Source organism: Methylobacterium sp. P5_C11, from assembly GCF_054049775.1.
The window spans coordinates 129,360-155,339 of sequence record NZ_JBFULS010000004.1 but is presented as its reverse complement, the minus strand read 5'-3'; the positions used below and the strand labels follow the sequence as shown (position 1 = coordinate 155,339).

General features: G+C 69.9%; 21 protein-coding genes. 10 read left to right on the top strand and 11 right to left on the bottom strand.

Annotation, left to right across the window (positions count from 1 at the left end):
- Window positions 1-287: 287 nt before the first annotated feature.
- The 6 genes from bamA (at window position 288) to lpxB (ending at window position 7,458) form a co-directional block, all read left to right on the top strand.
- Window positions 288-2,858 (top strand): outer membrane protein assembly factor BamA, encoded by a 2,571-nt coding sequence (gene bamA, locus ACXJKQ_RS04400; RefSeq protein WP_457104556.1) that lies wholly within the window; start codon window positions 288-290, stop codon window positions 2,856-2,858.
- A gap of 50 nt (window positions 2,859-2,908) precedes the next feature.
- Window positions 2,909-3,967, top strand: a complete 1,059-nt coding sequence (lpxD, locus tag ACXJKQ_RS04395; protein WP_457104555.1) for a UDP-3-O-(3-hydroxymyristoyl)glucosamine N-acyltransferase — start codon at window positions 2,909-2,911, stop codon at window positions 3,965-3,967.
- A 108-nt stretch (window positions 3,968-4,075) separates the two neighbouring features.
- Window positions 4,076-4,552 (top strand): 3-hydroxyacyl-ACP dehydratase FabZ, encoded by a 477-nt coding sequence (fabZ, locus tag ACXJKQ_RS04390; RefSeq protein WP_331317020.1) that lies wholly within the window; start codon window positions 4,076-4,078, stop codon window positions 4,550-4,552.
- Window positions 4,549-5,367 carry an acyl-ACP--UDP-N-acetylglucosamine O-acyltransferase gene (gene lpxA / locus ACXJKQ_RS04385; protein WP_457104554.1) on the top strand — a complete coding sequence of 273 codons (819 nt, stop codon included), beginning with the start codon at window positions 4,549-4,551 and terminating at the stop codon, window positions 5,365-5,367. Before fabZ ends, lpxA begins: the two co-directional genes overlap by 4 nt.
- A gap of 11 nt (window positions 5,368-5,378) precedes the next feature.
- Window positions 5,379-6,242 carry an LpxI family protein gene (locus ACXJKQ_RS04380; RefSeq protein ID WP_457104553.1) on the top strand — a complete coding sequence of 288 codons (864 nt, stop codon included), beginning with the start codon at window positions 5,379-5,381 and terminating at the stop codon, window positions 6,240-6,242.
- A gap of 25 nt (window positions 6,243-6,267) precedes the next feature.
- Window positions 6,268-7,458, top strand: a complete 1,191-nt coding sequence (gene lpxB, locus ACXJKQ_RS04375) for a lipid-A-disaccharide synthase (protein ID WP_457104552.1) — start codon at window positions 6,268-6,270, stop codon at window positions 7,456-7,458.
- Here lpxB and ACXJKQ_RS04370 read toward each other — a convergent pair.
- Window positions 7,428-8,108, bottom strand: a complete 681-nt coding sequence (locus ACXJKQ_RS04370) for a peptidase inhibitor family I36 protein (RefSeq protein WP_457104551.1) — start codon at window positions 8,106-8,108, stop codon at window positions 7,428-7,430. The genes lpxB and ACXJKQ_RS04370 overlap by 31 nt on opposite strands.
- Before the next feature lie 20 nt (window positions 8,109-8,128).
- Window positions 8,129-8,761, bottom strand: coding sequence for a 2OG-Fe(II) oxygenase (locus tag ACXJKQ_RS04365; RefSeq protein WP_457104550.1), 633 nt, complete (start codon window positions 8,759-8,761; stop codon window positions 8,129-8,131).
- Window positions 8,762-9,054: 293 nt separating this feature from the next.
- On the opposite strand from ACXJKQ_RS04365, the gene ACXJKQ_RS04360 reads away from it, so the two are divergent.
- Window positions 9,055-9,372 carry a hypothetical protein gene (locus tag ACXJKQ_RS04360; protein WP_457104549.1) on the top strand — a complete coding sequence of 106 codons (318 nt, stop codon included), beginning with the start codon at window positions 9,055-9,057 and terminating at the stop codon, window positions 9,370-9,372.
- A gap of 150 nt (window positions 9,373-9,522) precedes the next feature.
- Complete coding sequence (locus tag ACXJKQ_RS04355) at window positions 9,523-11,634, top strand: ABC transporter ATP-binding protein/permease (protein ID WP_457104548.1); 2,112 nt, start codon at window positions 9,523-9,525, stop codon at window positions 11,632-11,634.
- 78 nt (window positions 11,635-11,712) lie between these two features.
- Here ACXJKQ_RS04355 and eda read toward each other — a convergent pair whose 3' ends face one another.
- The 3 genes from eda to ACXJKQ_RS04340 form a co-directional block, all read right to left on the bottom strand.
- The gene (eda, locus tag ACXJKQ_RS04350) at window positions 11,713-12,342 is read right to left on the bottom strand and encodes a bifunctional 4-hydroxy-2-oxoglutarate aldolase/2-dehydro-3-deoxy-phosphogluconate aldolase (RefSeq protein WP_457104547.1); all 630 of its coding nucleotides are present in this window, start codon (window positions 12,340-12,342) and stop codon (window positions 11,713-11,715) included.
- A gap of 25 nt (window positions 12,343-12,367) precedes the next feature.
- Window positions 12,368-14,194: a phosphogluconate dehydratase gene (gene edd / locus ACXJKQ_RS04345; protein WP_457104546.1), complete on the bottom strand. Its 1,827-nt coding sequence runs from the start codon at window positions 14,192-14,194 to the stop codon at window positions 12,368-12,370.
- 422 nt (window positions 14,195-14,616) lie between these two features.
- Entirely contained in the window at window positions 14,617-15,738 is a 1,122-nt protein-coding gene (locus ACXJKQ_RS04340) for an asparaginase (protein WP_457104545.1), read from the bottom strand.
- 162 nt (window positions 15,739-15,900) lie between these two features.
- Between ACXJKQ_RS04340 and ACXJKQ_RS04335 the strand changes: the two genes are divergently transcribed.
- Window positions 15,901-16,113, top strand: a complete 213-nt coding sequence (locus tag ACXJKQ_RS04335) for a hypothetical protein (RefSeq protein ID WP_457104544.1) — start codon at window positions 15,901-15,903, stop codon at window positions 16,111-16,113.
- 171 nt (window positions 16,114-16,284) lie between these two features.
- Here ACXJKQ_RS04335 and ACXJKQ_RS04330 read toward each other — a convergent pair whose 3' ends face one another.
- The 4 genes from ACXJKQ_RS04330 to ACXJKQ_RS04315 all read right to left on the bottom strand — a co-directional run bounded on the left by ACXJKQ_RS04330 (window position 16,285) and on the right by ACXJKQ_RS04315 (window position 22,002).
- Complete coding sequence (locus ACXJKQ_RS04330) at window positions 16,285-17,607, bottom strand: MFS transporter (protein WP_457104543.1); 1,323 nt, start codon at window positions 17,605-17,607, stop codon at window positions 16,285-16,287.
- A gap of 147 nt (window positions 17,608-17,754) precedes the next feature.
- Window positions 17,755-19,155, bottom strand: a complete 1,401-nt coding sequence (locus ACXJKQ_RS04325; protein WP_457104542.1) for a sigma-54-dependent transcriptional regulator — start codon at window positions 19,153-19,155, stop codon at window positions 17,755-17,757.
- Window positions 19,140-20,603, bottom strand: coding sequence for a sensor histidine kinase (locus ACXJKQ_RS04320; RefSeq protein WP_457104541.1), 1,464 nt, complete (start codon window positions 20,601-20,603; stop codon window positions 19,140-19,142). The genes ACXJKQ_RS04325 and ACXJKQ_RS04320 overlap by 16 nt, the downstream gene beginning before the upstream one ends.
- A 724-nt stretch (window positions 20,604-21,327) precedes the next feature.
- Complete coding sequence (locus tag ACXJKQ_RS04315) at window positions 21,328-22,002, bottom strand: YfdX family protein (RefSeq protein WP_457104540.1); 675 nt, start codon at window positions 22,000-22,002, stop codon at window positions 21,328-21,330.
- Between the two features lie 469 nt (window positions 22,003-22,471).
- Here ACXJKQ_RS04315 and ACXJKQ_RS04310 point away from each other — a divergent pair, with 469 nt between their 5' ends.
- Window positions 22,472-22,813 carry an Hpt domain-containing protein gene (locus tag ACXJKQ_RS04310; RefSeq protein ID WP_457104539.1) on the top strand — a complete coding sequence of 114 codons (342 nt, stop codon included), beginning with the start codon at window positions 22,472-22,474 and terminating at the stop codon, window positions 22,811-22,813.
- A gap of 20 nt (window positions 22,814-22,833) precedes the next feature.
- On the opposite strand, the gene ACXJKQ_RS04305 is transcribed toward ACXJKQ_RS04310, so the two are convergent.
- Complete coding sequence (locus tag ACXJKQ_RS04305; RefSeq protein WP_457104538.1) at window positions 22,834-24,021, bottom strand: sensor histidine kinase; 1,188 nt, start codon at window positions 24,019-24,021, stop codon at window positions 22,834-22,836.
- Window positions 24,022-24,333: 312 nt separating this feature from the next.
- Window positions 24,334-25,965 carry an ABC1 kinase family protein gene (locus ACXJKQ_RS04300; RefSeq protein ID WP_457104537.1) on the bottom strand — a complete coding sequence of 544 codons (1,632 nt, stop codon included), beginning with the start codon at window positions 25,963-25,965 and terminating at the stop codon, window positions 24,334-24,336.
- Window positions 25,966-25,980 lie beyond the last annotated feature (15 nt).

Sequence of the window (25,980 nt, the reverse complement as noted above, 5' to 3'; positions counted from 1 at the left end):
TGCGGGAACGGGAGCGGGCCTGAAAACGCCCGTGGGCACAGGCGTTTACGTCCCGTTCACCACGATCCGCGGATTGTCGGCAGGGTGACGGCACCGTTAAGTGGCGCGAAGGCCACGACCCCCCAAAATCCCCTGACGATGGCCGACCGCGCGTTTGCTTGGCAGGGGAATCCCGCTAAGAGCTACGCTTGGACCGAAGCCACGCTTGGACCAGGTGACGGGACGGCCGATCAACGGTCGCCTGTGACGGGCTAACCCCCGCGACCAGAACAGAAACGGGCGATTGCATGATGTCGTTGACGGGGAAGCCCCGACGGAAGTCGGTGCGGAAAACCATCGTCCTAGTCACTGCGGGTCTTGGCGTCGTCCTGAGCGGGGCCGCACAGGCGCAGCAGATCGTCGTCCAGGGCAACCAGCGCGTCGATGCCGACACGATCCGGTCCTACGTGACCGGGACGGCGTCGGGTTCGGCCGAGGAGGCCCGCCGCAACCTGCTCGCGAGCGGGATGTTCTCCGACGTGAAGGTCGCCCAGTCCGGCGGCCGCACGGTGGTGACCGTCCGCGAGAACAACCTGATCAACCGCGTGGTCTTCGAGGGCAACAAGAAGATCGAGAAGGGCACCCTCGAGGGGGTGGTCGAGGCCAAGGCGCGGGGCCCCTACAGCGAGGCGATCATCAACGCCGACCTCGCCCGCATCCGCGACGTCTACAAGCGCTTCGGCCGCGGGACCGCCAAGGTGACCTACCGGACGGTCGACCTGCCCAACGGCCGCGTCGACGTGATCTATCAGATCGACGAGGGCGATAAGACCGGCATCCTCTCGATCAACTTCGTCGGCAACAACGCCTTCTCGGAGCGGACCCTGAAGGGGCTGATGAGCTCCTCGGAGATGAACTTCCTGTCGTTCATCAAGACCTCCGACGTCTACGATCCGGACCGCATCACCAACGACCTCGATCAGGTGCGCCGCTACTACCTGAAGAACGGCTATGCCGACTTTCAGGTGGTCAACGCCGACGCGCGCTACGTCGAGGGCGACAAGTCCGGCTACGTCATCACCGTCACGGTGAACGAGGGCGAGCAGTACAAGGTCGGGGCCGTCCAGGTGGATTCGCGTCTGCCGGGCCTCGACACGACGAAGCTCGACAGCGATGTCGCCACCGCCGTGGGCGACGTCTACAACGCCGACGACGTCGAGAAGACGCTCAACAACGTCACCCGCGAGGTCAACCGCGCCGGCTATCCGTTCGCGCAGGTCCGTCCCACCGGCCAGCGCGATCCGGGGAGCCACCAGGTCTCCCTGGGCTTCGTGGTCGAGGATGGCCCGCACGTCTACGTCGAGCGCATCAACATCCGCGGCAACACCCGCACCCGCGACTACGTGATCCGCCGCGAACTCGATATCGCGGAAGGCGATGCCTACAACCGCGTGCTGACCGACCGCGCCGAGCGGCGCCTGAACGGCCTGGGCTTCTTCAAGAAGGTCCGCTTCTCCAACGAGCCGGGCTCGGCGCCTGACCGCGTGGTCATCAACATCGACGTCGAGGATCAGCCCACGGGTTCGTTCTCGGTGGCGGGCGGCTACTCCACCCAGGACGGCATCATCGGCGAGGTCTCGGTTTCCGAGTCGAACTTCCTCGGTCGCGGCCAGTACGTCCGGCTCGCCGGCACGGGCGGCCAGTACTCGCGCGGCGTCGATTTCTCGTTCACCGAGCCTTACTTCCTGGGCTACCGGCTCGCCGCCGGCTTCGATGCCTTCTACAAGTACTCCGACCTGACCCGGTACTCGCGCTACGAGACTACGGTTTACGGCGGCCAGCTGCGCCTCGGCCTGCCGATCACCGAGGAGTTCGGCATCACGCTGCGCTACTCGCTGTACAACACCGAGCTGAAGGTGCCGAACACCCTCAAGCGGCCGTACAACGACTGCTCGATCCCGATCCCGGGCTACACCGCCACCTACGCGGCCGGGACGATCGACCCGAACACGGGTCGGAACATCGGCGGTCAGTCGGTCTATCCGAACTGTGCGTATGACGGCGAAGCCTCGATCGCCATCAAGGGTTCGCAGGGCAATACGCTGACCTCGCTGGCCGGCCTGACGCTCGCCTACTCGACGCTGGACGTGATCGGCGCACCGCGGAACGGCCTCTACGCCGAACTGAAGCCCGACGTCGCGGGGCTGGGCGGCGACTCGAAGTTCTTCCGCGTGACCGCCGATGCGCGTTACTACAAGGAGATCTTCGAGGACGTGGTCGGCTTCATCCGCTTCCAGGGTGGCCACATCTCGTCGCTCAACAACGATCCGCTTCGTGTGACCGACCAGTTCTTCCTCGGCCCGTCGCTCGTTCGCGGTTTCGCGCCGAACGGCATCGGTCCGCGCGACGTCGGCATCGCCGATGCGCGCTCGAACGCGATCGGCGGCTCGACCTATATCGGCGGTACCCTCGAAGTGCAGTTCCCGCTTCCTGCGGTTCCGCGCGATCTGGGCCTGAAGGGCGCGCTCTTCGCCGATGCCGGCACGCTGTTCGGCTACCACGGCCAGAGGGCGTTCAACGTGAACGGCGATGCGTTCATCAACGGCATCTCGCCGCAGACCGGAAAGTGTAACTTCAACGCCTTCACGATCGGCGTCGAGCCGGAATGCGTGAACGTCCGCGATACGTCCGCGATCCGCTCCTCGATCGGCGCCTCCATCCTGTGGAACTCGCCGCTCGGCCCGATCCGGTTCGACTACGCCTACGCTCTGACGAAGGACGAGGGTGAGAAGGTGTTCGTCCCGATCCTCGGCAAGTACGGTCATATCGGCAAGGATCAGACCCAGGCGTTCCGCTTCTCCGGCGGCTCGCGCTTCTGATCACAGCCTCGCGCGCCGGCCGGATCATCCCGGTCGGCGCGTTATCGCACATGACAGATCCCGTCTTCTTCACCGCCGCCACCGGCCTCGCCCTGGCCGAGATCGCAGCGGCCGCTGGTACGACCCTGCCCTCGGGGGCGGATCCGGAGCAGCGGCTCATCGGTGCCGCCTCCCTGGAGAGCGCCGGCCCGGAGCATCTCGCTTACATGGACAATGCCCGCTACGGCGATGCCCTCGCCGCCACGCGTGCGGGCGTGTGCCTGGTCTCCCCACGGTTCGCCGCCCGCTGCCCGGCCGACACTGTCGCCTTGGTGTGTCGCGATCCCTACCGCGTGTACGCGACCCTGCTCGGGCGCCTTCATCCGGACGCCCTCCGTCCCGGATCGCAATTCGCCGCCCGCGGCATCGCACCCGGCGCCCATGTCCATCCCGACGCCCGTCTCGAGGACGGCGTCACCGTCGATCCGGGCGCCGTAATCGGGCCTGACGCCGAGATCGGCGCCGGAACCGTGATCGGCCCGAACGCGGTGATCGGCCCGGGCGTCCGCATCGGGCGCGACTGCGCGATCGGGGCCGGGTCGACGCTCAGTCACGCCCTTCTCGGAAACCGGGTGATCCTCCATCCGGGTGCGCGGCTCGGCCAGGACGGGTTCGGCTTCGCCATGGGCGCGACCCATCTCAAGGTGCCGCAGGTCGGGCGGGTGATCGTCCAGGACGATGTCGAGATCGGCGCCAACACCACGGTCGATCGGGGGGCCTCCCGCGACACCGTGATCGGTGAGGGAACCAAGATCGACAACCTCGTACAGATCGCCCACAACGTCGTGATCGGCCGCCACTGCATCATCGTGTCGGGCGTCGGCATCTCGGGCTCGACCACGCTCGAGGATTACGTCGTCCTCGGCGGGCAGGTCGGGGTCGTCGGCCACCTGCGGATCGGCCGCGGGTCACAGATTGCCGGCTCGTCCAACGTCAACCGGGACGTGCCGCCGGGCAGCCGCTGGGGCGGAACGCCCGCCAAGCCTGTGCGGGCTTGGTTCCGCGAACTGACGACCCTGGCGCGCCTCGCCGAACGGTCGGGGAAGGATGCCTCCGACGACGGCGCGTGACCGGGAAGGCCTTGCGCTTCCGGCGATTTCTGCCGAAGAGGGCGCTCCGTTCGTCGATGGCGGCCGGATTCAGGCCGCTGCGGGCGGCAAGTCGAGGTGCGGATTTCGATGAGTGAGGCGGCGCGCGAGACCGGCACCGAGCTGGGCATAGCCGATATCCAGACGCTGCTGGAGCTGCTGCCGCACCGCTATCCGTTCCTGATGGTGGACCGCATCGTCGAGATCGACCGGGACGAGTCCTGCGTCGGCATCAAGAACGTCACGGCCAACGAGCCGCAATTCATGGGCCATTTCCCGGACATGCCGGTCTTTCCGGGGGTGCTCCTGATCGAAGGCATGGCGCAGACGGCGGGTGCGATCTGCTGCCGCCACATCCGGGCGGACGGGCGGAACACCAAGCAGGTGTTCTTCATGACCATCGACAAGTGCAAGTTCCGCAAGCCCGTCACCCCCGGGGATCAGGTGCGCTTCCATATGACGAAGCTGAATCAGCGCCGGACCATGTGGTGGTTCCGTGGCGAGGCCCGCGTCGACGGCACGCTGGTCGCCGAGGCCGAGATCAGCGCCATGCTGGTGACGGAGTGAGCGCCCCCTTCATCCACCCGAGCGCCGTCGTCGAGTCCGGCGCCGAGATCGGTGACGGGGCGCGCATCGGACCGTTCTGCCACGTCGGCCCCGAGGTGGTCCTCGGGCGGGACTGCGAGCTGATCAGCCACGTCGTGCTGGCGGGCCGCACCACCGTCGGAGCCCGCACGCGGATCTTCCCCTTCGCGTCGATCGGTCATCCGCCGCAGGATCTGAAGTACCGGGGCGAGGCCTCGACCCTGACGATCGGCGCCGACTGCCTGATCCGGGAAGGCGTGACCATGAATCCCGGCACCAGCGGCGGCGGCCTGGAGACCGTGGTCGGCGATCACTGCACCTTCCTGGCGAATTCCCACGTGGGCCACGATTGCCGCGTCGGCGCGCACGTGATCTTCTCCAACAACGTCATGCTGGCGGGCCATTGCAGCGTGGGCGATTATGCGATCCTCGGCGGCGGCGCCGCCGTGATCCAGTTCGCCCGGGTCGGCGCGCATGCCTTCGTGGGCGGCCTGTCAGGCCTGGAGAACGACTGCATCCCCTACGGCATGGTGCTGGGCAACCGGGCCTACCTGTCGGGGCTCAACATCATCGGCCTGCAGCGCCGCGGCTTCGCCCGCGAGGACATTCACGCCCTGCGGCGCGCCTACCGACTGCTCTTCGCCCCGGAGGGCACGCTGATGGAGCGCGTCGAGGACGTGGCCGCGACCTTCGAATCGCACGCGGCGGTTCGCGAGATCCTCGATTTCATCCGGCTCGGCGGCAAGCGCTCGATCTGCACGCCGCGCGAGCTCCCGACCCCGATCAGCGCCGCCTGAACGGCCGAGCCGTGGCCGAGGCCGATCCCGTGCCCGAGGGGGCTCTGGTCCTGATCGCCGGGGCCGGACGCCTGCCGGAACTCGTCGCCGAGTCGCTGCGCCGGACGCAGCGACCCTTCCGGGTCATCGCGTTGCGCGGCTTCACGGGGCCGGTCCTGCGCGGGGTCGCCGACGCCACGGTCGATCTCCTCGACCTCGCCGCCACCCTGAAGTTGCTGCGGCGCTGGGGGCCGGCGCTCGTGGTGCCGGCCGGCGGCGTCGCCCGGCCGAGCCCGGCCGCGATCCTCAATGCCGGCGCTGCCCTGCGCAACCGGGAGGCCCTGCGGGCCATTGCGGGCGGCGGCGACGATCGCCTCCTGCGCGCCGCGCTCGCGCTGGTGGAGGAGGAGGGCCACCGGGTCATTGGCGTCCATGAGGCCGCCCCGGACCTGCTGTGCCCTGAGGGACCCCTGGGGTGCCGGACACCGGATGCCGGGGCGGCCGCGTCGATCCGCGCTGGGCGCGCCGTGCTGGAGGCGCTCTCGTCTCACGATCTGGGGCAGGCCGTGGCCGTGGCCGGCGACCGCGTCCTCGCCGTGGAGGGGCCTGAGGGCACCGACCGGATGCTGGCGCGGGCTCGAGCGCTGGGGCGCCGGCCGTTCGGGTTCGGACGGGCGATGCCCGCGACCGTTCTGGTGAAGGCTCCCAAGGCCGGCCAGGACCGGCGCATCGATCTGCCGGCGGTGGGGCCGCGCACGGTCCGGAACGCGGCGCGGGCCGGCTGCGTCGGCCTGGCGCTGGAGGCCGGCGGCACCCTGGTCATCGACCGGGCCGCCACGGCTGCCGAGGCCGATCGCCTCGGTCTGTTCGTCATCGGCTACGGAGGCGCGGCGTGATCCCTCGGGTGCCGGGACCTGCGCGATGACCCAGCCGCGCACCATCTGGCTCGTGGCCGGCGAGGATTCCGGTGACCAGCTCGGCGCCAAGCTGATGCGGGCTCTGCGCGAGGCGGCCCCCGGCGTGGTCTTCGGCGGTGTCGGCGGCGAGGCCATGGCGGAGGAAGGGTTCTCGTCCCTGTTCCCCATGGATGACGTGGCGGTGATGGGGTACCTGCCGGTGCTCGCCCGCGCGCCGACGCTCCTGAGGCGCATCCGCGAGACCGTTGCGGATGCGGTCCGCGCCAAGCCGGACGTGCTGGTGATCATCGACAGCCCCGGTTTCACCCACGCGGTCGCGCGGCGGGTGCGCAAAGCGTCCCCCGAGATCCCGATCATCGACTACGTCTCGCCGAGCGTCTGGGCCTGGCGGCCCTGGCGGGCGAAGGGCATGCGGCCGTTCATCGACCATGTCCTGGCGCTCCTGCCGTTCGAGCCCGACGCACACCGGCGGCTGGGCGGCCCGCCCTGCACCTATGTCGGGCACCCGCTGATCGAGCGCCTTCCGGAACTTCGGCCAATCGGAGCCGAGCGGCGGCGGCGCGAAGCCGTCCCCTACAGCCTCGTGGTGCTACCCGGCTCCCGCCGGTCCGAGATCGAGCGGCTCATGCCGGTCTTCGGGGCGGCGCTCGCGCGGGTGGCCGGCACGCTCGCGATCGAGGCGCTGCTGCCCGCCGTGACCCGCCACCGGGCGCTGCTCGAACGGATGGCCGCCGACTGGCCGGTGCCGGTCCGGATCGTGACCGGCGAGGCGCCGAAATACGCGGCCTTCCGGGAGGCCCGGGCGGCGCTCGCCGCTTCCGGCACGGTGACGCTGGAACTGGCCCTCGCCGGCGTCCCGATGGTCGTCGCCTACAAGGTGTCGCGGGCCGAGGAGATCATCGCCCGTCGGCTCATCCAGGTCCCGAGCATCGTGCTGCCGAACCTGATCCTGGCGGAGAACGCCATGCCGGAATTCGTCCAGGCCGCCTGCACCCCCGGGCCTCTCGCGGAGGCACTGAGGCCGCTGCTGGTGGGCGGTGCCGAGCGCGACGCGCAACTCGCCGCCCTCGCCCGGATCGACGGACGGATGCGGCTCGCGGAAGCCGATACGCCGAGCCGGGCCGCCGCGCGGATCGTCCTGCGCGCGGCGGACGCCCGAGAGGCTCAGCCGGCGCGCCGGCCGCAGCGGATATAGGCCGAGGTCCCGCGGCTGCTCGACCAGGTCAGATGGTCTCCGTCCACCTGCAGGCGGACCTGGGAGGACCAGTGCCGGCCGCGATCGCTGCATTCGGCCGAGGTGACCCAGGCGGCGCCGGCCCGCCGCGTGTCGTGGAAGGTGCAGATCGTCCGGCCGGCGCGGGCGCGATCCTGCGTGATCGTGGCCGGGATGTAGCCCCGGCGCCGCGACCGGGTCCCGCAGGCTTCGTGGGTCGGCCCCCAGACGCCGACATAGTCGACGTTGGCCGACACAGGGGCCGACACAGGGGCAGGAGTCGGTACCGCTGCCGGCGGGGCCTTTGCCGCATCGCCCGGCATCGCCGCGGCCGCCTGCGGTCCCGACGCCGCCATGGCGGTCGAAGGGGTGTTCGACGGGGCGTCAGGCCCCGTCGCCTCCGCGGGTGGCGCCGGCTCGTCGGGGCTGTCGAGCATCACGACCCGGTGTGGGGCCGCGCGCGGCCCGGCGGAGACCGGCGCGGGGCGAAACGGCAGATCCTCCGTCAGGTAGGCGATGCTGTAGGCGAAGAGGCCGATCCAGCCCAGGACCAGGAGCGCCGGCAGGGCGTAGCGGCGCCGGGAGCCGGAATGCTCCCCGTCGCCCGGATTCGCCAGCACGACCGCCCCCATGATCCCCCCCGTTTGTCCGATCAGCGGCCGAAGATACCCTTCAGGAACTGGGCCGTGCGGTTGCGCTTGCGCTTGCGCTCCAATTCCGACGCGTCCTTCAGCCACGCGACCTGCACCACCCGCCGCTCGCCCTCGAAGGGCTCGTGGCCGTGCCAGGAATTGTCGGCGCGCAGGAAGGCGAACATCGTGCCCATGGTCGGCGGCACCTCGACCGCGAAGGGCTCGTAGTTGCGCCCGTCGTACAGCACCCGCAGGCGGCCGGCGGCCGGGGCGTCCCAGGCGTCGTTCATGTAGACGAGCAGGGTCAGCACCTTCGAGGGGCCGTCGGTGTGGATCGAGCCGTATTTGAGCTGGCTGCGGCGCATGATGGTGGTCAGCCGCGGGCATGAGACGAGGTCGATCCCGAACTTTTCGCCGAGGATCTCCGAGAACGCGTCGCTCTCCAGTTCGTCGATCAGCGCCTTGAACCGGCCCTTGAGGGCGACCTCGTCGACGGTGAGGTAGCCGGGCTTGGCGATGTCGGGGAAGTCGCGGCGGATGTCGTCGATCGCGTCGGGATTCAGGACGTTGTTGCCGAGCGTGTAGACGTAGGGCTCGCGGGAGACGGGCGCGGCGCGCACGGCGGAGATGTCGAGGATCGAGAGGGCGGACATCGCTGGGTCCCTTGGCTCCGGCGCCGGTCGGCCGGCACGCCCGGCGCCGGAGACGCGTGCCGGAGGGCCGGTCGCGCCGTCGTGCCGGGGACGCCCGCGCAGGCGTCCGCGATCACAAATCTACAGCTGCATCCGGCGATCCCGGAATCTCATAATCGGCCGATTGCGGCGGTCCGACGGCGAAAGCGGCGTGGTGGCACATTCCGGTGACAGTCTCGGACGGCCCGCTTGTGCAGGATGGCGCCAGACCCGCGGGCTTTCTTCCCGGGTGTGTGTGCCGGAACCCGTTCCCGATGCGGCCGTTGGCCCTCGCTTTGCTCTTGACCCACCTCGCCGCGCTCGTGGCCGGGGCGGAGGCTCATGCCCAGTCGCGGGCGCCGCGCGGCTCGATGACCGCACGGATGACCTGTGCCGAGGCGATGGCCCTGGTGAGGAACGAGGGCGACGTGGTGATCGCCGCCGGGACCGCTCCGGAGCGCTTCGTCAGCGGCCCCGGCCAGTGCAGCGGCTCCGAGATCGCGGAACTGCGCTTCGCCCCGACCCGGGACAACCCGCAATGCCCGATCGGCTACCGGTGCCGCGAGCCGGGCTTCGAGGAGTGGAACTGGTAGGCGCGCGGCCCGCGTAAATCGCCGCACCGTCGGCACGTGACGAAAGTTTCACGCGACAGCGCGGGGCACGTGCCCTTATCTCGCCATCACCCGGGGCCAAGGCCGCCGGCAGCGCCTTCCGCGGGCGTGGAGGGGATGGGAGATCGACGCGTGGCTGCACTCAGGACCGGGCTCGGAATCCAGGCCGTCCTCACGGCGCTGGCCGCGCTGATCCTGCTGGCGTTTCCGGGCATCCCGAGCCCGCCGCTCTACGTCTCGCTCGCGGGCTTCGCCATGGCGGGCATCCTGGTCGCGTCGAACGGCATCTCGGCCTACCTGAAGGTCTTCGTCTCGGTCTACGGCGTCGGCTACCTGCTGCTCGCCGGGTCGAAGACGATCGCCGCGATGGGGCTGCTGCCGCCGGTCATCGCGGCGCTGCTGCCGCCGGCCTTCGCGGCCACCGGGGCCGTGGTCTTCGCCGCCATCGTGCTCGGCATCTCGTATCTCGAGCCGATCCGGGCGATCACCAACATCGCCGACCCCTACTTCGCCAACCGCGACAGGCCCACGAAGGAGATCGGTCTGTTCCGCTGGTTCGGAACCACCGAGGGGCGAATCGGGCGCAACCTCGTGGCGCTCTCCATCTTCGTGAACTTCGCCGACGTGGCGCTGACGCTGCGGTTCAACTTCTTCTATCGCGATATCTACAACTCGCTGCAGGAGTACGACGCAAACGCCTTCTGGTACCAGCTGCTCTGGGTCTTCGTGCCGCTGGCCACGCTGAACATCGCCATCGGCATGTTCGACCTGTTCGTCGATTCCTCGCTGCTGATCCGCTGGCGCACATGGCTGACCCACAGCCTGTACGAGCGCTGGCTCGGCAACGGCACGCATTACCGGATCCCGTTCACCGACGAGGAGGCCGACAACCCGGATCAGCGTATCCAGGCCGATGTCAACAGCTTCATCGTGCAGACCACGACCCTGTCGATCCGGCTTCTGAGCCAGGCCGCCCAGCTCGTCTCCTTCATCGTCATCCTCTGGGGCCTGTCGCGCGACTTCGTGGTGCCGTTCACCGACGCGGTGATCCCGGGCTTCCTGGTCTGGCTGGTCATCGCCTACGCAGTGGTCGGCACATGGCTCACCCACCTGATCGGACGGCCGCTCATCGGGCTCGATTTCCGGCAGGAGCAGGTCGAGGCGAATTTCCGCTTCGCCCTGGCCCGCAACCGCATCTATTCCGAGCAGATCGCGCTGCTGCGCGGCGAGCGTGCCGAGGCGTCCCGGCTGGCGACGCTGTTCCACAGCGTCATCGACAACTACATCGGCATCATCTTTCGCCGCATCAAGCTGATCGCCTTCACGTTCAGCTACCGGCAGGCGAGCGTGATCTTCCCGATGGTGCTGGCGGCGCCGTCTTTCTTCGCCAAGAAGATCACCCTGGGCGCCCTGCAGCAGACCTCGCAGGCCTTCGGTCAGGTGCAGAGTTCGCTGTCGTTCTTCGTGGATTCCTACACGACGCTCGCCGCCTACAAGGCCAATACCAACCGTCTCGGCTCCTTCCGTCGTGCGATGACGAAGGCCGAGGCGCTGGAGAATGCGGGCTACGGACTGATCCAGGGCAACGACAGCACTGGCGACGTGACCGCGCGGGGCCTCGTCCTCGCCCTGCCGGACGGCCGCCCGATCGTCACCGCCGACGCGCTGACGCTGCCGCGCGGCGGCGCAACCCTGGTCACCGGCCCCTCCGGTTCGGGCAAGTCGACAATGTTCCGGGCGATCGCGGGGATCTGGCCGTTCGGCAAGGGCCGGGTCGACGTGCCGGCCGGGCAGTCGGCCCTGGTGCTGCCGCAGCGGCCCTACATCCCGCAGGGTACGCTCCGCGGGGCCGTGGTCTACCCGAACACCACGGACCAGTTCTCCGACGCGGCGATCAGGGATGCGCTGACGGCCGCCCAGCTCACCCATTTGGCGGATCGCCTGGACGAGACCGATACCTGGGAGCGGCGCCTCTCCGGGGGCGAGCAGCAGAGGCTGGCCATCGCTCGGGCGATCCTGTCCAAGCCGGAATGGCTGTTCCTCGACGAGGCGACGGCCTCCCTGGACGAGCCCTCCGAGGCTGCGCTCTACCGGATGCTGCGCGAGCGGCTGCCGGGGACGACCATCGTGTCGATTGGCCACCGCTCGACCCTCGACGCCTTCCACGACCGGCGGATCACGCTGGAGCCTGAGGGCGGCGTGTTCGTGCCCCGGGCGCGCCGGGAGCCGCTGCCGGCGGAGTAGGGCAGCTCCCGCTCCGCGCTGTCCCTCCCCAGCCGCAGCCGGCGGAGGACAAGCGCTAGCGCCAGGACCGATCCGATCTCAGGTCGCCTTCCGCAGCCCGGCGGCGGCGCGGGCCGCCTGCTCGATCGCCGCGGGATCCGGCGTGCCGGGCTTCACCACCCAGCTGCCGCCGACGCAGAGCACCGACGGGATTGCCAGCCAGTCCGGGGCGCTCGCTTCGGTGATCCCGCCGGTCGGGCAGAAGCGCACCGCGCCGAATACCGCCGCTTGCGCCTTCAGCGCCTTGATCCCGCCCGCGGCCTCGGCCGGGAAGAACTTGAACCGGTCGAGCCCGTGATCGAGGCCCCGCATGATGTCGGCCGCCGTGGCGACGCCCGGCAGGTAGGGCACGCCGTTGGCCTTGGCGGCGTCGGTCAGCGGGTCGGTGAGTCCCGGCGAGACGATGAACTCGGCCCCCGCCGCCAGGGCGTTCTCCAAGTCGCGGGGATTGAGCACCGTCCCGGCCCCGACAACCGCCCCCTCGACCCGGGTCATCTCCCGGATCACCTCGAGGGCTGCCGGCGTGCGCAAGGTGACCTCCAGGGCGGTCAGGCCGCCCTTCACCAGGGCCTCGGCGATGGGGCGGGCCTGGGCCACGTCGTCGATCACCAGGACCGGAATGACGGGCACGGAGCGCATCAGCGCGTCGATGCTGGTCAGATCGTTCATGACCGATACCTCCTGGATGCGGTTCTCAAAGGCCGGCGGCGGCGAGCATTGCCGAAGCGCCCCGCTCCGCCGTGTCGGACCCCTGGCGCATGAACGCGAACAGCTCCCGCCCGGTGCCCTGCGCGGGCTCCGGTGCCTCGGCCTCGGGGCGCGCGGCAAACTCCGCGTCGTCGACCAGTACCTGCAGAAGCCCGTCAGCCGCGCTGAGGCGGACGATGTCGCCGTCTCGGATCCGCCCGATCGGGCCGCCGCCCAGGGCCTCCGGGCTCAGGTGGATCGCGGCCGGGACCTTGCCCGACGCCCCCGACATCCGCCCGTCGGTCACCAGGGCGACCTTGTGGCCGCGGTCCTGGAGCACGCCCAGCGGCGGGGTGAGCTTGTGCAACTCCGGCATGCCGTTGGCCTTCGGACCCTGGAACCGGACCACCACCACCACGTCCCGCTCCAGCTCGCCGGCCTTGAAGGCCTTCAGCACTTCGTCCTGGTCCGAAAAGACCCGGGCCGGCGCCTCGATGGTTCGGCGCTGGTCCTCGACGGCGCTGGTCTTGAACGTCGCCCGGCCGAGATTGCCCTTCACCAGTCGCATGCCGCCGTCCGGCTGGAACGGGTCGGCGGGCCGGCGGAGCATCGTGTCGTCCAGGCTCTCCGGCACCGCCTCCTCGAAGACCAAGTCGTCGCCGTCGAGCTTCGGATCGCGGGCATGGTCGCGCAGCGACTGGCCCGCCACGGTCAGGATGTCGTCGTGCAGCAGGCCCGCATCGAGGAGCGCGGCCATCACGAAGCTCATGCCGCCCGCGGCGTGGAAGTGGTTCACGTCGCCGGCGCCATTCGGGTAGACGCGCGCGATCAGCGGCACGGCGCTGGAGAGCCGGTCGAGATCCTCCCAGTCGACCACGATGCCGGCGGCGCGGGCGATGGCCGGCAGGTGGATCGCGTGGTTGGTCGAGCCGCCGGTGGCGAGCAGGCCGACGGCGGCGTTCACGATCGCCTTCTCGTCGACGCAGAGGCCGAGCGGCCGGTAATCGTTACCGGCGGCGCCGATCTCGGTGAGCCGGTGGATCGCCGCCCGAGTCACGGCCTGACGCAGCTTGGTGCCGGGATTGATGAAGGATGCGCCCGGCATGTGCAGGCCCATCATGTCCATCATCATCTGGTTCGAGTTGGCGGTGCCGTAGAACGTGCAGGTCCCGGCGGCATGGTAGGAGGCCGACTCGGATTCGAGCAGTTCGGCGCGTCCGACCTTGCCCTCCGCATAGAGCTGGCGGATCCGCTGCTTCTCCTTGTTGGCCAGCCCCGAGGGCATCGGCCCGGCCGGGATCAGGATCGTCGGCAGGTGGCCGAAGCGCAGCGCCCCGATCAGCAGGCCCGGCACGATCTTGTCGCAGATGCCGAGGAGCGCCGCGCCGTCGAACATGCCGTGGCTCAGAGCCACCGCGGTGGAGAGGGCGATCGTATCCCGGGAGAACAGCGACAGCTCCATGCCGGTCTGGCCCTGGGTGACGCCGTCGCACATGGCCGGCGTCCCGCCCGCCACCTGGGCGGTGGCGCCCCGCTCCCGGGCGAACAGCTTGATCTGGTCCGGATAGCGCCCGTAGGGCTGATGGGCCGAGAGCATGTCGTTATAGGCGGTGACGATGCCGATGTTCATCACCGTCCGCTCGTCGCGGATCGCCGCCTTGTCCTCGCCGGAGGCCGCGAAGCCGTGGGCGAGGTTGCCGCAGGCGAGCTTGCCCCGCCGGACCCCCGCCTCGCGCTCGCGGGCGATCAGGTCGAGATAGGCGCGCCGGGTCTCGCGGGAGCGCGCCACCACGCGCTCGGTGACCGCCGCGACCTCGGGGTGAAGCTCGGTCATGCTCGTTCCTCCAGGCTCGGTGCCGACGGGCGCGAGGCCGATGCCGCGGTTCGTTGTCGGCCCCGCGGCCGCGTCGGTAGCCGGTATCTAAGGGGTGCGCTGCGGGATGTAACCCGGAGCGAACGCCGGCGATGACATGAGGTCTGCCCGCCAGCTCAGGAAACCCCAAGTCCAAGGCAGCGTTCGCTCTCGCTTTCGATCGATGCCGCCCGCATCGTCATCACGAGCGGAGCGAAGTGACCCAGGTCAGCGCGACCCTGGATTGCTTCGCTGCGCTCGCAAAGACGGTGACCTTACGCCTTTGCCCGAAAGCCGTGGCGGTCGGTCATCCTGGACGCCAGACGTCAGCACACCTCGAAGCGCTCCTTCGAGGCATGCCTCCGGATGGAGTCGAATCTTCGAGACGCAGCGCGACCCTGGATTCAATACTCCCAGAAGATCCGCTGCAGCTCCTTGGTGTCGGTGGTCTTGGTCAGCGCCACGGCCGCCAGGATCTTGGCCTTGGCGGGGTTCAGGTCATGGGCGACCACCCAGTCGTACGTGTCGTCGGGCTGCTCGGCGTTGCGCAGCACGAAGCCGTCCGGGACCCGCGACGAGCGGATCACGAGCGTGCCCTTCGAGCGGATGTCCTTGAGCTTGTCGACGAGGTAGCCGGGGACCGAACCGTTGCCGGTACCGGCATTGACGATCGCCTTGGCGCCGGCCTGGACCTCCGCGTCGTAGACGCCCGGGATCATGTTGCCCGAGCCGTAGACGATGCCCACCAGCGGCAGGCTGTCGATCTGGTCGATGTCGAACTCGGAATTCATGTTGTGCCGCTTCGAGAGCGAGCGGAAGAAGTAGGTCTTGCCCTCGACCACCATCCCCAGGGGTCCCCATTGGCTGTAGAAGGCGCTGGGGACGATGTTCGTCCGCTTGTTCACGTCGCGGCCGCACTGGATGTAGTCGTTCATCGTCACCGTGACGCCCTGGCCGACCGCCTCCTTGCTGGCCGCCACGGTCACGGCGTCGAGGAGATTCAGGGCGCCGTCGGCCGAGATCGCCGTGCCGGGCCGCATCGAGCCGACCACCACGATCGGCTTGTCGCTCTTCACCACGAGGTCGAGGAAGAACGCGGTCTCCTCCAGGGTGTCGGTGCCGTGGGTGACGACGACGCCGTCGACGTCGTCCTGCTTGAGGAGCTGCGACACGCGCTTGCCGAGCTGGACGAGCTGGGCGTCGGTGAAGCTCTCGGACGCGATCTGGAAGACCTGCTCACCGCGGACATTGGCGATGGTGTTCACCTGCGGCACGGCCGCGATCAGCTTGTCCACCGGCACCTTCGCGGCGGTGTAGGTGGCGCTGTTGGCCGCGTCGGCGCCCGCACCGGCGATGGTGCCGCCGGTGGCGAGAATCACGACATTGGGCTTCTTGGCCGCGACCGCGGTGCCGGCGTCAGGCATCTCGCGGGCGCAGAGCGGGGCCGCCCCGAATCCGCCGGCCAGTGCCAGGGCGAAGACCGCTCCGCGCAGGGGAAGGGTCGCGCCGCTTCGGCAAGAGAACATCGGGGATCCTCGACGGTTGAAGGGGGAACGAGTCGGACTCGACGCGGGGATGGTAGCCGCCCGACCGCCCGAGGCAAGGATCATGCGACGGCCCGCGGGCGGCGGATCGTTACGGATGCTCGGGCGTTGTTCAGGCTTGCTGTCCGCTCGGAGGTAAGCCCCATGCTCCATCTCGCCGACTTGCTGGAGGAACTCGAGCGGAGCGCGCCGGCACGGGCTGCCATGTCGATCCTCGAGGCCTCTCTCGCGCGCCGTTCGGCCGAGGAACAGGGCGCGTTCTGGCGTGCCGTCGACATCTACTACGTGTCGCGCAAGGCGCCGCCGGAGCCGATCGCGGCGGCGCAGACAGCCCCGCACTTGGCCGTCGCTTCGTAGGACCGTCCGAAACCGTCCCGGCGCTCGCCGGAGTTGCGCTGCCGCGAGTCCGTTCGACCTTAGCGAGCGCTACCAGGCGTTTCCGCGCGACCGCGCCACCGGGCAGCGCGGCGCAACCGGGACTCGCGCTGCGGCCGGCGAGTGCACTGCGGCGAGCGGGATGCCGGCCGGTCAGGCGTTCGCCGGCACCGCGGGCGGGAGACCGGTTCCGCTCTCCGAACTGTCGCCGGCGGCGACCGTGCTCCGGGTCTCGGGCATCACGGCGAGGTACAGAACAAATCCCAACGCCGCGATGGCCGCCAGGGCCAGGAAGGCGGTGGCGTAGCCGGCCGAAACGATGATCACGCCCGCCAGCGTCGCGCTGAGCGAGGCGCCGATCCCCTGGGCGGTGGCGACAGCGCCCTGGGCCGCGTTGAAGCGGCCGCCGCCGCGGGTGAGATCGGCTACCACGATCGGGAAGAGCGCGCCGTAGACACCGGCACCGATCCCGTCGAGGAGCTGCACGCCCACCAGCCAGAACGGGTTGTCCGACAGAGTGTACAGCACGCCGCGCAGGGCGAGGACCCCGAAGGCCGCGAGGAAGATCGGCTTGCGCCCGATCACGTCGGCCTTGGCGCCCACGAAGATCGCCACCGGCACCATCACGCACTGGGCCGCCACGATGCAGACAGCGATCAGCGAGGTCGCGTGGTCCTTGCCCGAGATGTGGGTCAGCAGCTGACCAACGGAGGTCAGCATCGCCGCGTTGGCGAGGTGGAAGATCGCGCAGAGAACCGCGAAGAGCAGCAGCGCACGGTTCCCCAGCAGCGTCTTGAAGCCCGAGGGCTGCGCCGCCTGGGATTTCGCCTCGTCCTCAGTCATGCCGCGGGCGAGGTCGTTGTCGATGGCGTCGGCCGGGACCATCAGCATGGCGCCGATCGAGAGGGCGGCGAGGACGCCCATGAGCCAGAACACCACGACCGGTCCGAAGAAGTAGGCGAGGCCGCCGGCCACCGCCGCCGAAACCGCGTTGCCGGCATGGTTGAAGCCCTCGTTGCGGCCGATCCGCTTGGCGAACATCTTCGGGCCGACGAGGCCGAGGGTGATCGCGGCGAGCGCCGGCGGGAAGATCGTGCCCGCGACGTGGGCGATCGATTGGGTCGCGGTCACGAGGTAGAAGTTCGCGATGAACGGCAAGACGAGGCAGCTCGCGGTCACCGCGATGGCGCCGCCGATCACCACGGCGCGCTTGTGGTTCGTGGCGTCGATCAGCGCACCGGCAGGGGTCTGCGCCAGGAGGCCGAGGATGCCCGCGATGGTCATGACGAGGCCGGTGGTCGCCTCGTTCCAGCCCTGGTCGGGTCCGCGCACGGCGATCAGGTAAATCGCGAGATACGGGCCGAGACCGTCGCGTACGTCGGCGAGGAAGAAGTTCAGCGCGTCGAGGCCGCGCAGGGCCTTCGCGGCGGGCGCCCGGGTGCGGTCGCCGCCCGCGCCTGTCTCGATCCTGTCCATCCTGCCGCGATCCCCCGACCGTCGGACGGCGCCGGCCCGTCGGGGCCGCACCATCGCACGCGGTGCTCGACGTCGGCCCGCGCGATCGGTTCCCGCCTGGAGCGGCCGTGAGCCGGGGCTCGACCGAAACTCTTCGTGTGGACAGCCTCAACGGGTCTCGTCGTCCCCCGAAGCGTCGGGATTTGCGACATCGGCTGTCGCCTCTCCCGACAGATCGGCGCCCGGCACCCCGAGGCCGTAGCGCTCGATCTTCGCGTAGAGGAGCTGCCGCTGGATGCCGAGGCGCCGCGCGGCGCGGGCGCGGTTGCCGTCGGCGTCGCGGAGCGCGGCGGCGATCATGGTCCGCTCCAGACGGGCCACGGCCCCGGGCAGGTCACCGGCGAGCCAGTCGGCCGGTCCCGTCTCGTCGCTCCGGCGGTCAGCCTGTTCCGGCAGATCGATGGCGTCCGCCGCGATCGCGCCGCCGCGCACCAGAACGGCCGCCCGCTCGACGACATTGCGCAGCTCCCGGACATTGCCCGGCCATTCATAGGCCAGCAGGCGGGATGCCGCGGGGCCGCTCAGGCGCTTGCCGGAGGGGAGGAGGAAGTGCTCGGCGAGTGGCACGATGTCTGCCAGGCGCTCGCGTAGCGGCGGCAGGGTAATCGGCACGACGTTGAGGCGGTAGTACAGGTCGGCGCGGAACAGGCCCTCGGCGACGAGGGTCGGGAGGTCGCGATGCGTAGCGGCCACGAGGCGGACATCGACCCGGGCGGCCCGTCCCCCGAGGGGAGTCACGACGCAATCCTGGATCACCCGCAGGATCTTGGCCTGCATCGCCGCCGGCATGTCGCCGATCTCGTCTAGGAACAGGGTCCCGCCCTCCGCTTCGTGGAAGGCGCCGGCGCGGTCCGCGGTCGCCCCGGCGAACGCCCCACGGACATGCCCGAACAGCTCGCTCTCAAGGAGGGCGGCTGGGATCGCCGCGCAGTTGACCGGGACGAACGGCCGCGCCCGTCGCCGCGAGAAGGCGTGCAGCGCCCGGGCGACCTCTTCCTTGCCGGTGCCGGTCTCCCCCTGGATCAGGATCGTCGAGGCACTGTCGGCCACGAGGCCGATGGTCTTCTGGACCTTCCGCATGCCCGCGCTGGACCCGATCAGCACCGGGTGCCCCGGCGGCGGGGCGGAGGCGCCCGGATCGGACCGGGCCGCGCGCAGCATCGCGTCGAGGACGGCGGCGAGGTCCGCACGGCCGATCGGCTTGGTGAGATGGTCGTGGGCGCCGAGGCGCATCGCCTCGATGGTGTTGGCCGGGCTGGCGAAGGCCGTCAGCACCGTGACGGGGGGCGGTTCCGGCAGGGCGCGGATCCGCTCCAGCGTGGCCATGCCGTCGAGGTCGCCGGGCATGCGCAGGTCGAGGAGGACGGCCGCCACGGGGCCGTCGCGCAGCCGTGCTAGCGCCTCCGAGCCGGAGGCCACCGGCAAGGGCGTGTGGCCGAGATCGGCCACCGTCTCGGCGAGCCCGTCACGCAGGGCTCTGTCGTCGTCGACGATCAGGATGGTCGCCATGGCAGATCCAGGAGGAAGGTGGTGTGGGGGGCGGCGTCGACCAGCCGGGCCTCGCCGCGATGCGCCAGGGCGATCTCGCGCACGATCGCCAGACCGAGCCCGGTCCCGTCGGGGCGGGCGGTGACGAAGGGCTCGAACAGGCTGGCACGGATCGCGGGATCGATCCCGGGACCGGTGTCGGTGACGCGAAGGTGCAACCGCACGGCGCCGTCGACCGTGGCCCGCGCGGCATCGAGGCGAACCTGGCCGCCGGGCGGCGCGTGCTGCAGGGCGTTCAGCAGGAGATTGTCGAGGGCGCGGGCGACCTGCCCGCGGTCGAGATGCGGATGGTCCGCCGCCGGCAGATCCTCCGCCAGGACGGCGATCCGGACCGCCCGCACGGCCGCCAGGTCCTCGTGAAGGCGCGCGCACTCGGCCAGGAGCGGCGTCACCGGCGTCGGCGTCCGGTGGAGGGCGCGCGCCTGCGTCAGGTTGAGGAGGTCGCGCAGCAGCGTATCGACCCGGGCGATCTGGCCCAGCACCGCCTCCAGGGCCGCGGCGGCACGGGGCGGATCGCCGCTCACCAGGGCGTTCTCGGCCTTCAGGCGCATCGCCGCGATCGGGTTTCGGATCTCGTGGGCGATGCTCGCCGCCAGCCGGCCGACGGCGGCGAGCCGCTCGGCGGCCACGACGCGGGCTCGGGCCTCCCGCAGCCGTCCACCGGCGGCGTTCAGGGCATCCACCAGCCGGTCGAACTCGCGCTCGCCGGTGCGGTCGAGATGGGGCAGGTCCTCGCCGTCCGGGCGCGGTGCGGCGAGCGCGGCTTCGAGCCGGGCGATCCGTCCCGAGAACCCGTACAGGAACCAGCCCAGGAAGGCCGCCGACCCGAGCACGGTCGCGGCCAGGAAGCCGAGACCCGCGAGGAAGCGCGTGTAGGTGGGGCCGTCGGTGACGTGCGTCCGCCCCATGGACCACGCCGTAAGTCCGGCCGTCGGCCCGTGCAGGGCGCAGCCCTGGAGCAGCAGCACCTGGGTGCGGCTCGGCCGGCGCACCGAAACCGCGTGGTCGACGCGCAGAACCTGCGCGTTCAGCGCCGCGATGGCGTCGTGCTCGGCCGCCGGAAGGTCCGTCTTCGGCCCGGTCCCCTCGTAAGTCGGATAGGCGTAGGCCATAGACCCATCGGTGGCGCTCCAGATCCCGCCCTCGATGCCGGGGAAGCCCGCGAGGGCCGCGGTGACGGCGCCGACGAGGTCCCCCGCCGCGATCCCGGCGCGGCGGCCCCGGACCAGGGCGGCGTACCGGTCGATGATCTCGCGGCAGGCCCGCCCGACCTCGATATCGGCCTGTGCGACCTGGACGCCCGTCGATTGGCTGTACACGCCGAACATCAGGTAGGCGGTCGCGGCCGCGGAGGCGAGCAGCAGCACCCACAGTGCGAGCAGCCGGGCGCGCAGGCTGTAGGCGGTCACGGCGCAGTCCGGTCGGGCATGGCGCTGGCTCCCGCGGCGGCATCATGTGCGCCAGGACCCGATCCCTAAGCCATTGTCCACCACCGTGGCCACTCGGCGGCCTGGCGAGCCCGACCGGCCGCCGGCCATCGAGGCGCCCGATGATCGTCTCCCGCCGTTGCGGCCCGGGTCACGCGCCCGCGCCCGGTCGGTCAGGCTCGGTCTTGTCCGGGGCCGGCTTCACGCGGTGACGGTGTCGGTGCCCAGGGCCGCCGTTCCCGGGAAAGCCCGATGGACGGACCGGCAGCGCGTCGCTCCGGAGCTGCAGACAGGTTAGCATCGCCACGTAGGAAGGTGCGCCGCCGATCTCCCTTTCCGCGCGGTATGTCCTGCGTCCGGCTGCGTCGAAGGTCGTCCAACGCCTGAGCCAGGTGCACCGCGCAGCGGTTTCGTCGGATAGGCAGCCGCGGTCACTCGCGCGATCGACGCGATCGGAGCCCGCCCTTTGCTCTGGTGCGCAGATCGCCCGGGTGCCGAAGACTGGGAGGCCAGCCGTCCGCGCGGATGCCGCCAGGGGACTGGACAAGATCAGGTTGAACCCGAAAACGGCCGAGATCCAGAACCTGCCCATGCAACCCCTCCGAGACAGCTGACCGGACCCGCGGCCAGGGGCGGCCGGCGCAATCCGTGCTGCGCCGGCCGGTCTCGGAGGTCTTGCGGCGATGATCGGTTCGTCAACGGACGTTCACTGGCCGGACTTGGCCCCGATGGTCGCGCCGGTGGCTTGCGGCGCCGTCTTGTCGGCCATCGCGGGGTTCGCCTTCCGCGGCACGGCCACCGCATCGATCACGTCGAACCGCATTGTGTCCTGGGCCGACTTCAAGGCCGCGTTGGCTTCGTAATACTTGCCCTGTCCGATCAGCGTCGCCGCCTGATCCACGTCGTCGATCGTCTTGTCGAGCGGCAGGACCGCCATGGTGAAGTTGACGTCGACATCGGCGAGCTTGAGCTTCTCGAGGGCGCCCTTCTGGTCGCCCTGGGCAAGATTCTTGTTCGCCTCGGTGACAGCGGAGGCCTTGGCGGGCGTGGCCACGAAATCGTCGCCCAAGGTCAGCTGTGCGTCGACCGGCACCCAGGCGACCTGCTCCTTGGAGGCCGGCTTGGCATCGGCCTTGGTCGCCTGCGGGGCAGCCTTGCCTGCCATATCGCCGGGTGTCTTGAGGTCGGCTTCGGCCTTCGTGAAAACCGCGTCGTCGGTCTTGGCCTTCGCCAAAGCCGCCTGCGCCTTGGCAATCAGGTCCTTGGCCTGGGCTGGATTGGCCTCGAAGATCGCGAGGCGGGTGAGTTGAAGATCCCTGAAGCCCTGGGCTCCGTCCTGCGAGAGTTTGCCGACATCTTTGCTGATCGCGGTCTGGCTCACCGGCGCTGTCCCGACATGCGACGGGGTCGTCTGTTCGGCCGCGTAGGCGCTTCCACCAAGGATTGTGGTGAGTATGAGGGCGGCAGCCATAGATTTCCGATGGATCATCATCTGATCTCCCTCCAATATCGGATGCAAGGCGTTCATCTGCACTCGCCTTGTTCATTCCGTATTCAGATAATAGACATTTGATGATCTGGTCGCATGTCCGCTCCATTAAAAATCGGCAATGCCGTGATGCCGGTTGCTGGCAAGCGCGGTGCCGTCGTGACGACCGATCCGACGCCTCAGGGCCTGCCCTGCGACGGCCGCGGACGACGTCCTGCAGCCTCGCGCGAACCGATCACCCTTTGTTGAAAAGTCGACGCAAGCCGGTGTAAACGCTGCTGAGTAATCCAAGTAGCCGGAGCGCGCGCGCCGATTGCGCGTGTCCCGGATCGTGTCACGGATCCGCTATTGGAGACGGACGGTGTCACACTCCCTGGTGGACCGGGACGTGCTCGACGAACTCACCGCCGTGATCGGCAAGGAGAAGCTCGTCCGTATCTTGGACCGGTTCGTCATCGGCCTCGCCACGGCCTTCGAAGGGCCGGATCGCCCCAATGACGATTACGGCCGTGAGGCCCACACGATGGTCTCGATGGCCGGCATGCTCGGCTGTGCCGAACTGTCCAGGGCCTGTCGCGACCTGGAAGCGTCCGCCATGGCCGGTGACGAACTGACGGGCTCCCTCGTTCACCTCAGAAGCCTGCGCGACAGGACGGTCGCTGCCCTGCGGGATCTGCAGGCGCAGAAACGGCTCAGCGCGTAGCACCGACCTGCCGATCCCGATCAGGCGACCGTCACGGCGTCCAGGGGCGCCTCGAAGATCAGCACCGCGCCCTCGCGCGGGTAAGTCAGGTGCGCGGTCCCGCCGAAGCTGTGGGCGAGGCTGCGGGCGATAAGGCGGGTGCCGAATCCCGTGCGGGTCGGAGGCGACACGGGCGGGCCGCCGCTTTCCTCCCAGCGGAACCGGAGCTTCGGCACACCCTCCGCGTCCGCCACGTTCCAGGTGATGCAGACCCAGCCGGCGGCCACCGAGAGTGCGCCGTACTTGGCCGCGTTGGTGCCGAGTTCGTGCAGCATGAGCGCCAGGGTCATGCCGTGCCGCGGACCCAGCGTCAGGTCGGGGCCGGCGATGCGGAAGCGGCCGGCGACGCCGTCGCCGTGGAGAGACACGGCCCCCTCCACCAGACCCGTCAGGGAAGCTCGGGCGAAGGAGCCCTGCAGGAGCACGTCGTGGGCCTTGGCGAGGGCCAGCAGCCGCGCCGCCAGTGCCTCGCCGGCCGCTTCCAGCGACGGCGCATTGCGCATGGTCTGCGCCGCGACGGCCTGGACCATGGCCATCGTGTTTTTCATCCGATGGGCGAGTTCCTGCATGAGCAGCGTCTGGCGCGCCTCGGTCAGCTTCAGCTCGGTGATGTCGCGCGACACGGCCAGAATCCGCTCGGGCCGGTCCGGCGCCGCTCCGATCGGCGTGACGGCCACGTCCCACCACCGGATCACGCCGCCGGTCTCCGTCTGGGCCTGGAAACGGCTCGGCCGTCCGGCCCGCGCCCGGTCGAGGGCTGCCGCCGCGGCCTCCCGGTCCTCGGCGCGCGTCCAGGCCTCGATCCAGGGCCGGCCGATCGCCTCGGCCGCGTCCTCGGCAGCGGACAGGGCCGGACCGTCCTCGCTGGCGGTGATCAGGTACCCCTCGCGGTCGAGCAGTTCCAGGTAATCGTTGAGGACCTGCGGCGGCCCGGACGGGCGTCCGCCACCGGCGCCGCGCGATCGCGCCTCGGCGACGTGGCCGGCATCGCATCCATGCGGCGGTTCGCGGGGCGCCTCGACGCGGTCGGCGGCCAGGCGTCCAGCCTCCACACGGCTGGCGGCTTCGATGAGGCGGCCGAGCCGTTGGCTGCGCTGCCGCTCCCGGTCAGCCTGCGAAGTCGCCTGCGTGAGCAAGCCGCGCAGGCGGCGATTCTCCGCTTCGAGCATATCGACGCGGCGCTCCGCCCCGTCGGTCCGCGGCCATACGATGCCCGCTCCCATCGCCCGCCCCCCTCGTCGTCCCGGCGAGGCGCCTGTGCGTGCGCCGCCGGAGGTCCACCGATCGCGAGGCGCGGCGATGCAACATCGGAGGCGGGAAGCACCGGCGGTTCGAGCCGCTTCTTGTGCCGGAATCCCGCCCGCTGCCGAGCGAATCGTTGGATGTGTCAGGCTAGCATGACGGGCCGGATAATCAATCGCGCCGGGTATTTTGATTCGGCTGATGACTGATTTTTTCGCCTTGTGCGGGTGCGAAGACAGCTACTTGTTTCGCATCAGCAGCACCAGCCAGCCGATCCCGAGGATGAAGATAATCAATCCAATTGAGACGAAGACCGGCGTGCCGAGATCGATGAGGCGGGGCGCGAGCTGAGTCGCGAAGGCCGCCACCACCAGGGCTACGGCGACACGGGCGGCGGCGCGCTCGATGCCGCGGGTGACCTTGTCGAGGCCCTTCACCTCGATCTCGACGGTGACGCGGCCCTGCTTCAACCGCACCAGCATCAGGTGGATCAGGGTCGGCAGCTCGGACGCCGCGCCGTAGAGGCCGACGCCCAGCGCCTCGGCCTTCTGCTTGAGGGCCGAGAGCGAGAACTGCGTCTGCATGCTCGCCCGCACCGTGGGGCCGGCCGCCGCGAACAGGTCGAAGTTCGGGTCGAGGTGGCGCATCACGCCGTCGGCGGTCACCAGCCCCTTGAACAGGATGGCGAGATCGGTGGGCATGGCGAGGTCGTTCTCGCGGGCCATGTTCATGAAGTCGGTGAGCACGAGCCCGAGGTTCAGCGGGATCGAGGAGTGGCTCTCCACGAAGGACTGGGCCGAAACCTGGAGGCGGGTGAGATCCGGATTGCTGGTGCCGGTCCAGTCGAGGAGCACGGCCATGAGGCCGTCCGCGTCCTGCTTGAGCATGGCACCGATCAGCACGAGGAGCTGCGAGCGCCGCCGCTGCGACAACCGCCCGATGATGCCGAAATCGATGAAGCCGATCTTGTTGCCCGGCATCGCCAGCATGTTGCCGGGATGCGGATCGGCGTGGAACACGCCCTCGATCAGGGCCATCTGAAGGAAGGCGTCGGTGCCCTTCTGGGCAAGCAGCTTCTTGTCGACGCCGGCGGCGCGCAGGGCCGCCTCGTCGTTGGGCGGGATGCCGTGGATGAAGTCCTGCACCAGCACCCGCTCGGAGCAGTATTCCCAGTGGATCTTCGGAAAGACGATGTCGTCGCGGTCCTCGAAGATCTGAGCGAGCAGCTCGCAGTTGCGCGCCTCGTTCAGCAGGTCGAGTTCGCCGTTCAGGCCCTCCGCGAGGTGGCGCATCTGCTCCCGCGGCTGATAGCGGGCCATGTCGGGCCACTCGTTCTCGACGATGCGGGCGCCGTGCGCCATCAGGCGCAAGTCCGCCTCGATGATCTTGCGCAGGTTCGGCCGCAGGACCTTGACGATCACGTCCTCGCCGGAATGCAGGCGCGCCCGGTAGACCTGGGCGATCGACGCCGAGGCGATCGGGTTCGTGTCGAACTCGGCGAAGATTTCCTGGGGCGGGGCGCCGAGATCGAGTTCGAGCTGCGGCCCGATCTGTGCCCACGATACCGGCACGACCTGGCTGTGGAGCTTCTGCAGCTCCTCGGTCCAGGCCGGCGACAGCAGGTCCGGCCGGCTCGCCAGGACCTGCCCGAACTTGATGAAGGTCGGGCCCAAGGCCTCGATCGCCCGGCGCAGCCGCTCGGGCTCGGACAGGCGGGTCACGTCGACCCGAGGCTGGCGCCGCGGCAGCAGTGGCAGGTAGCGCAGGCCGAGCCGGTCCACGACGCGGGTGACGCCGAAGCCGATCAGGATCGTCGCGATCTCCGACAGCCTCTGACGGTCGCGGGCGGCAACGAAGGCTGTCTTCAGCATGGAGGGCGCGATCCG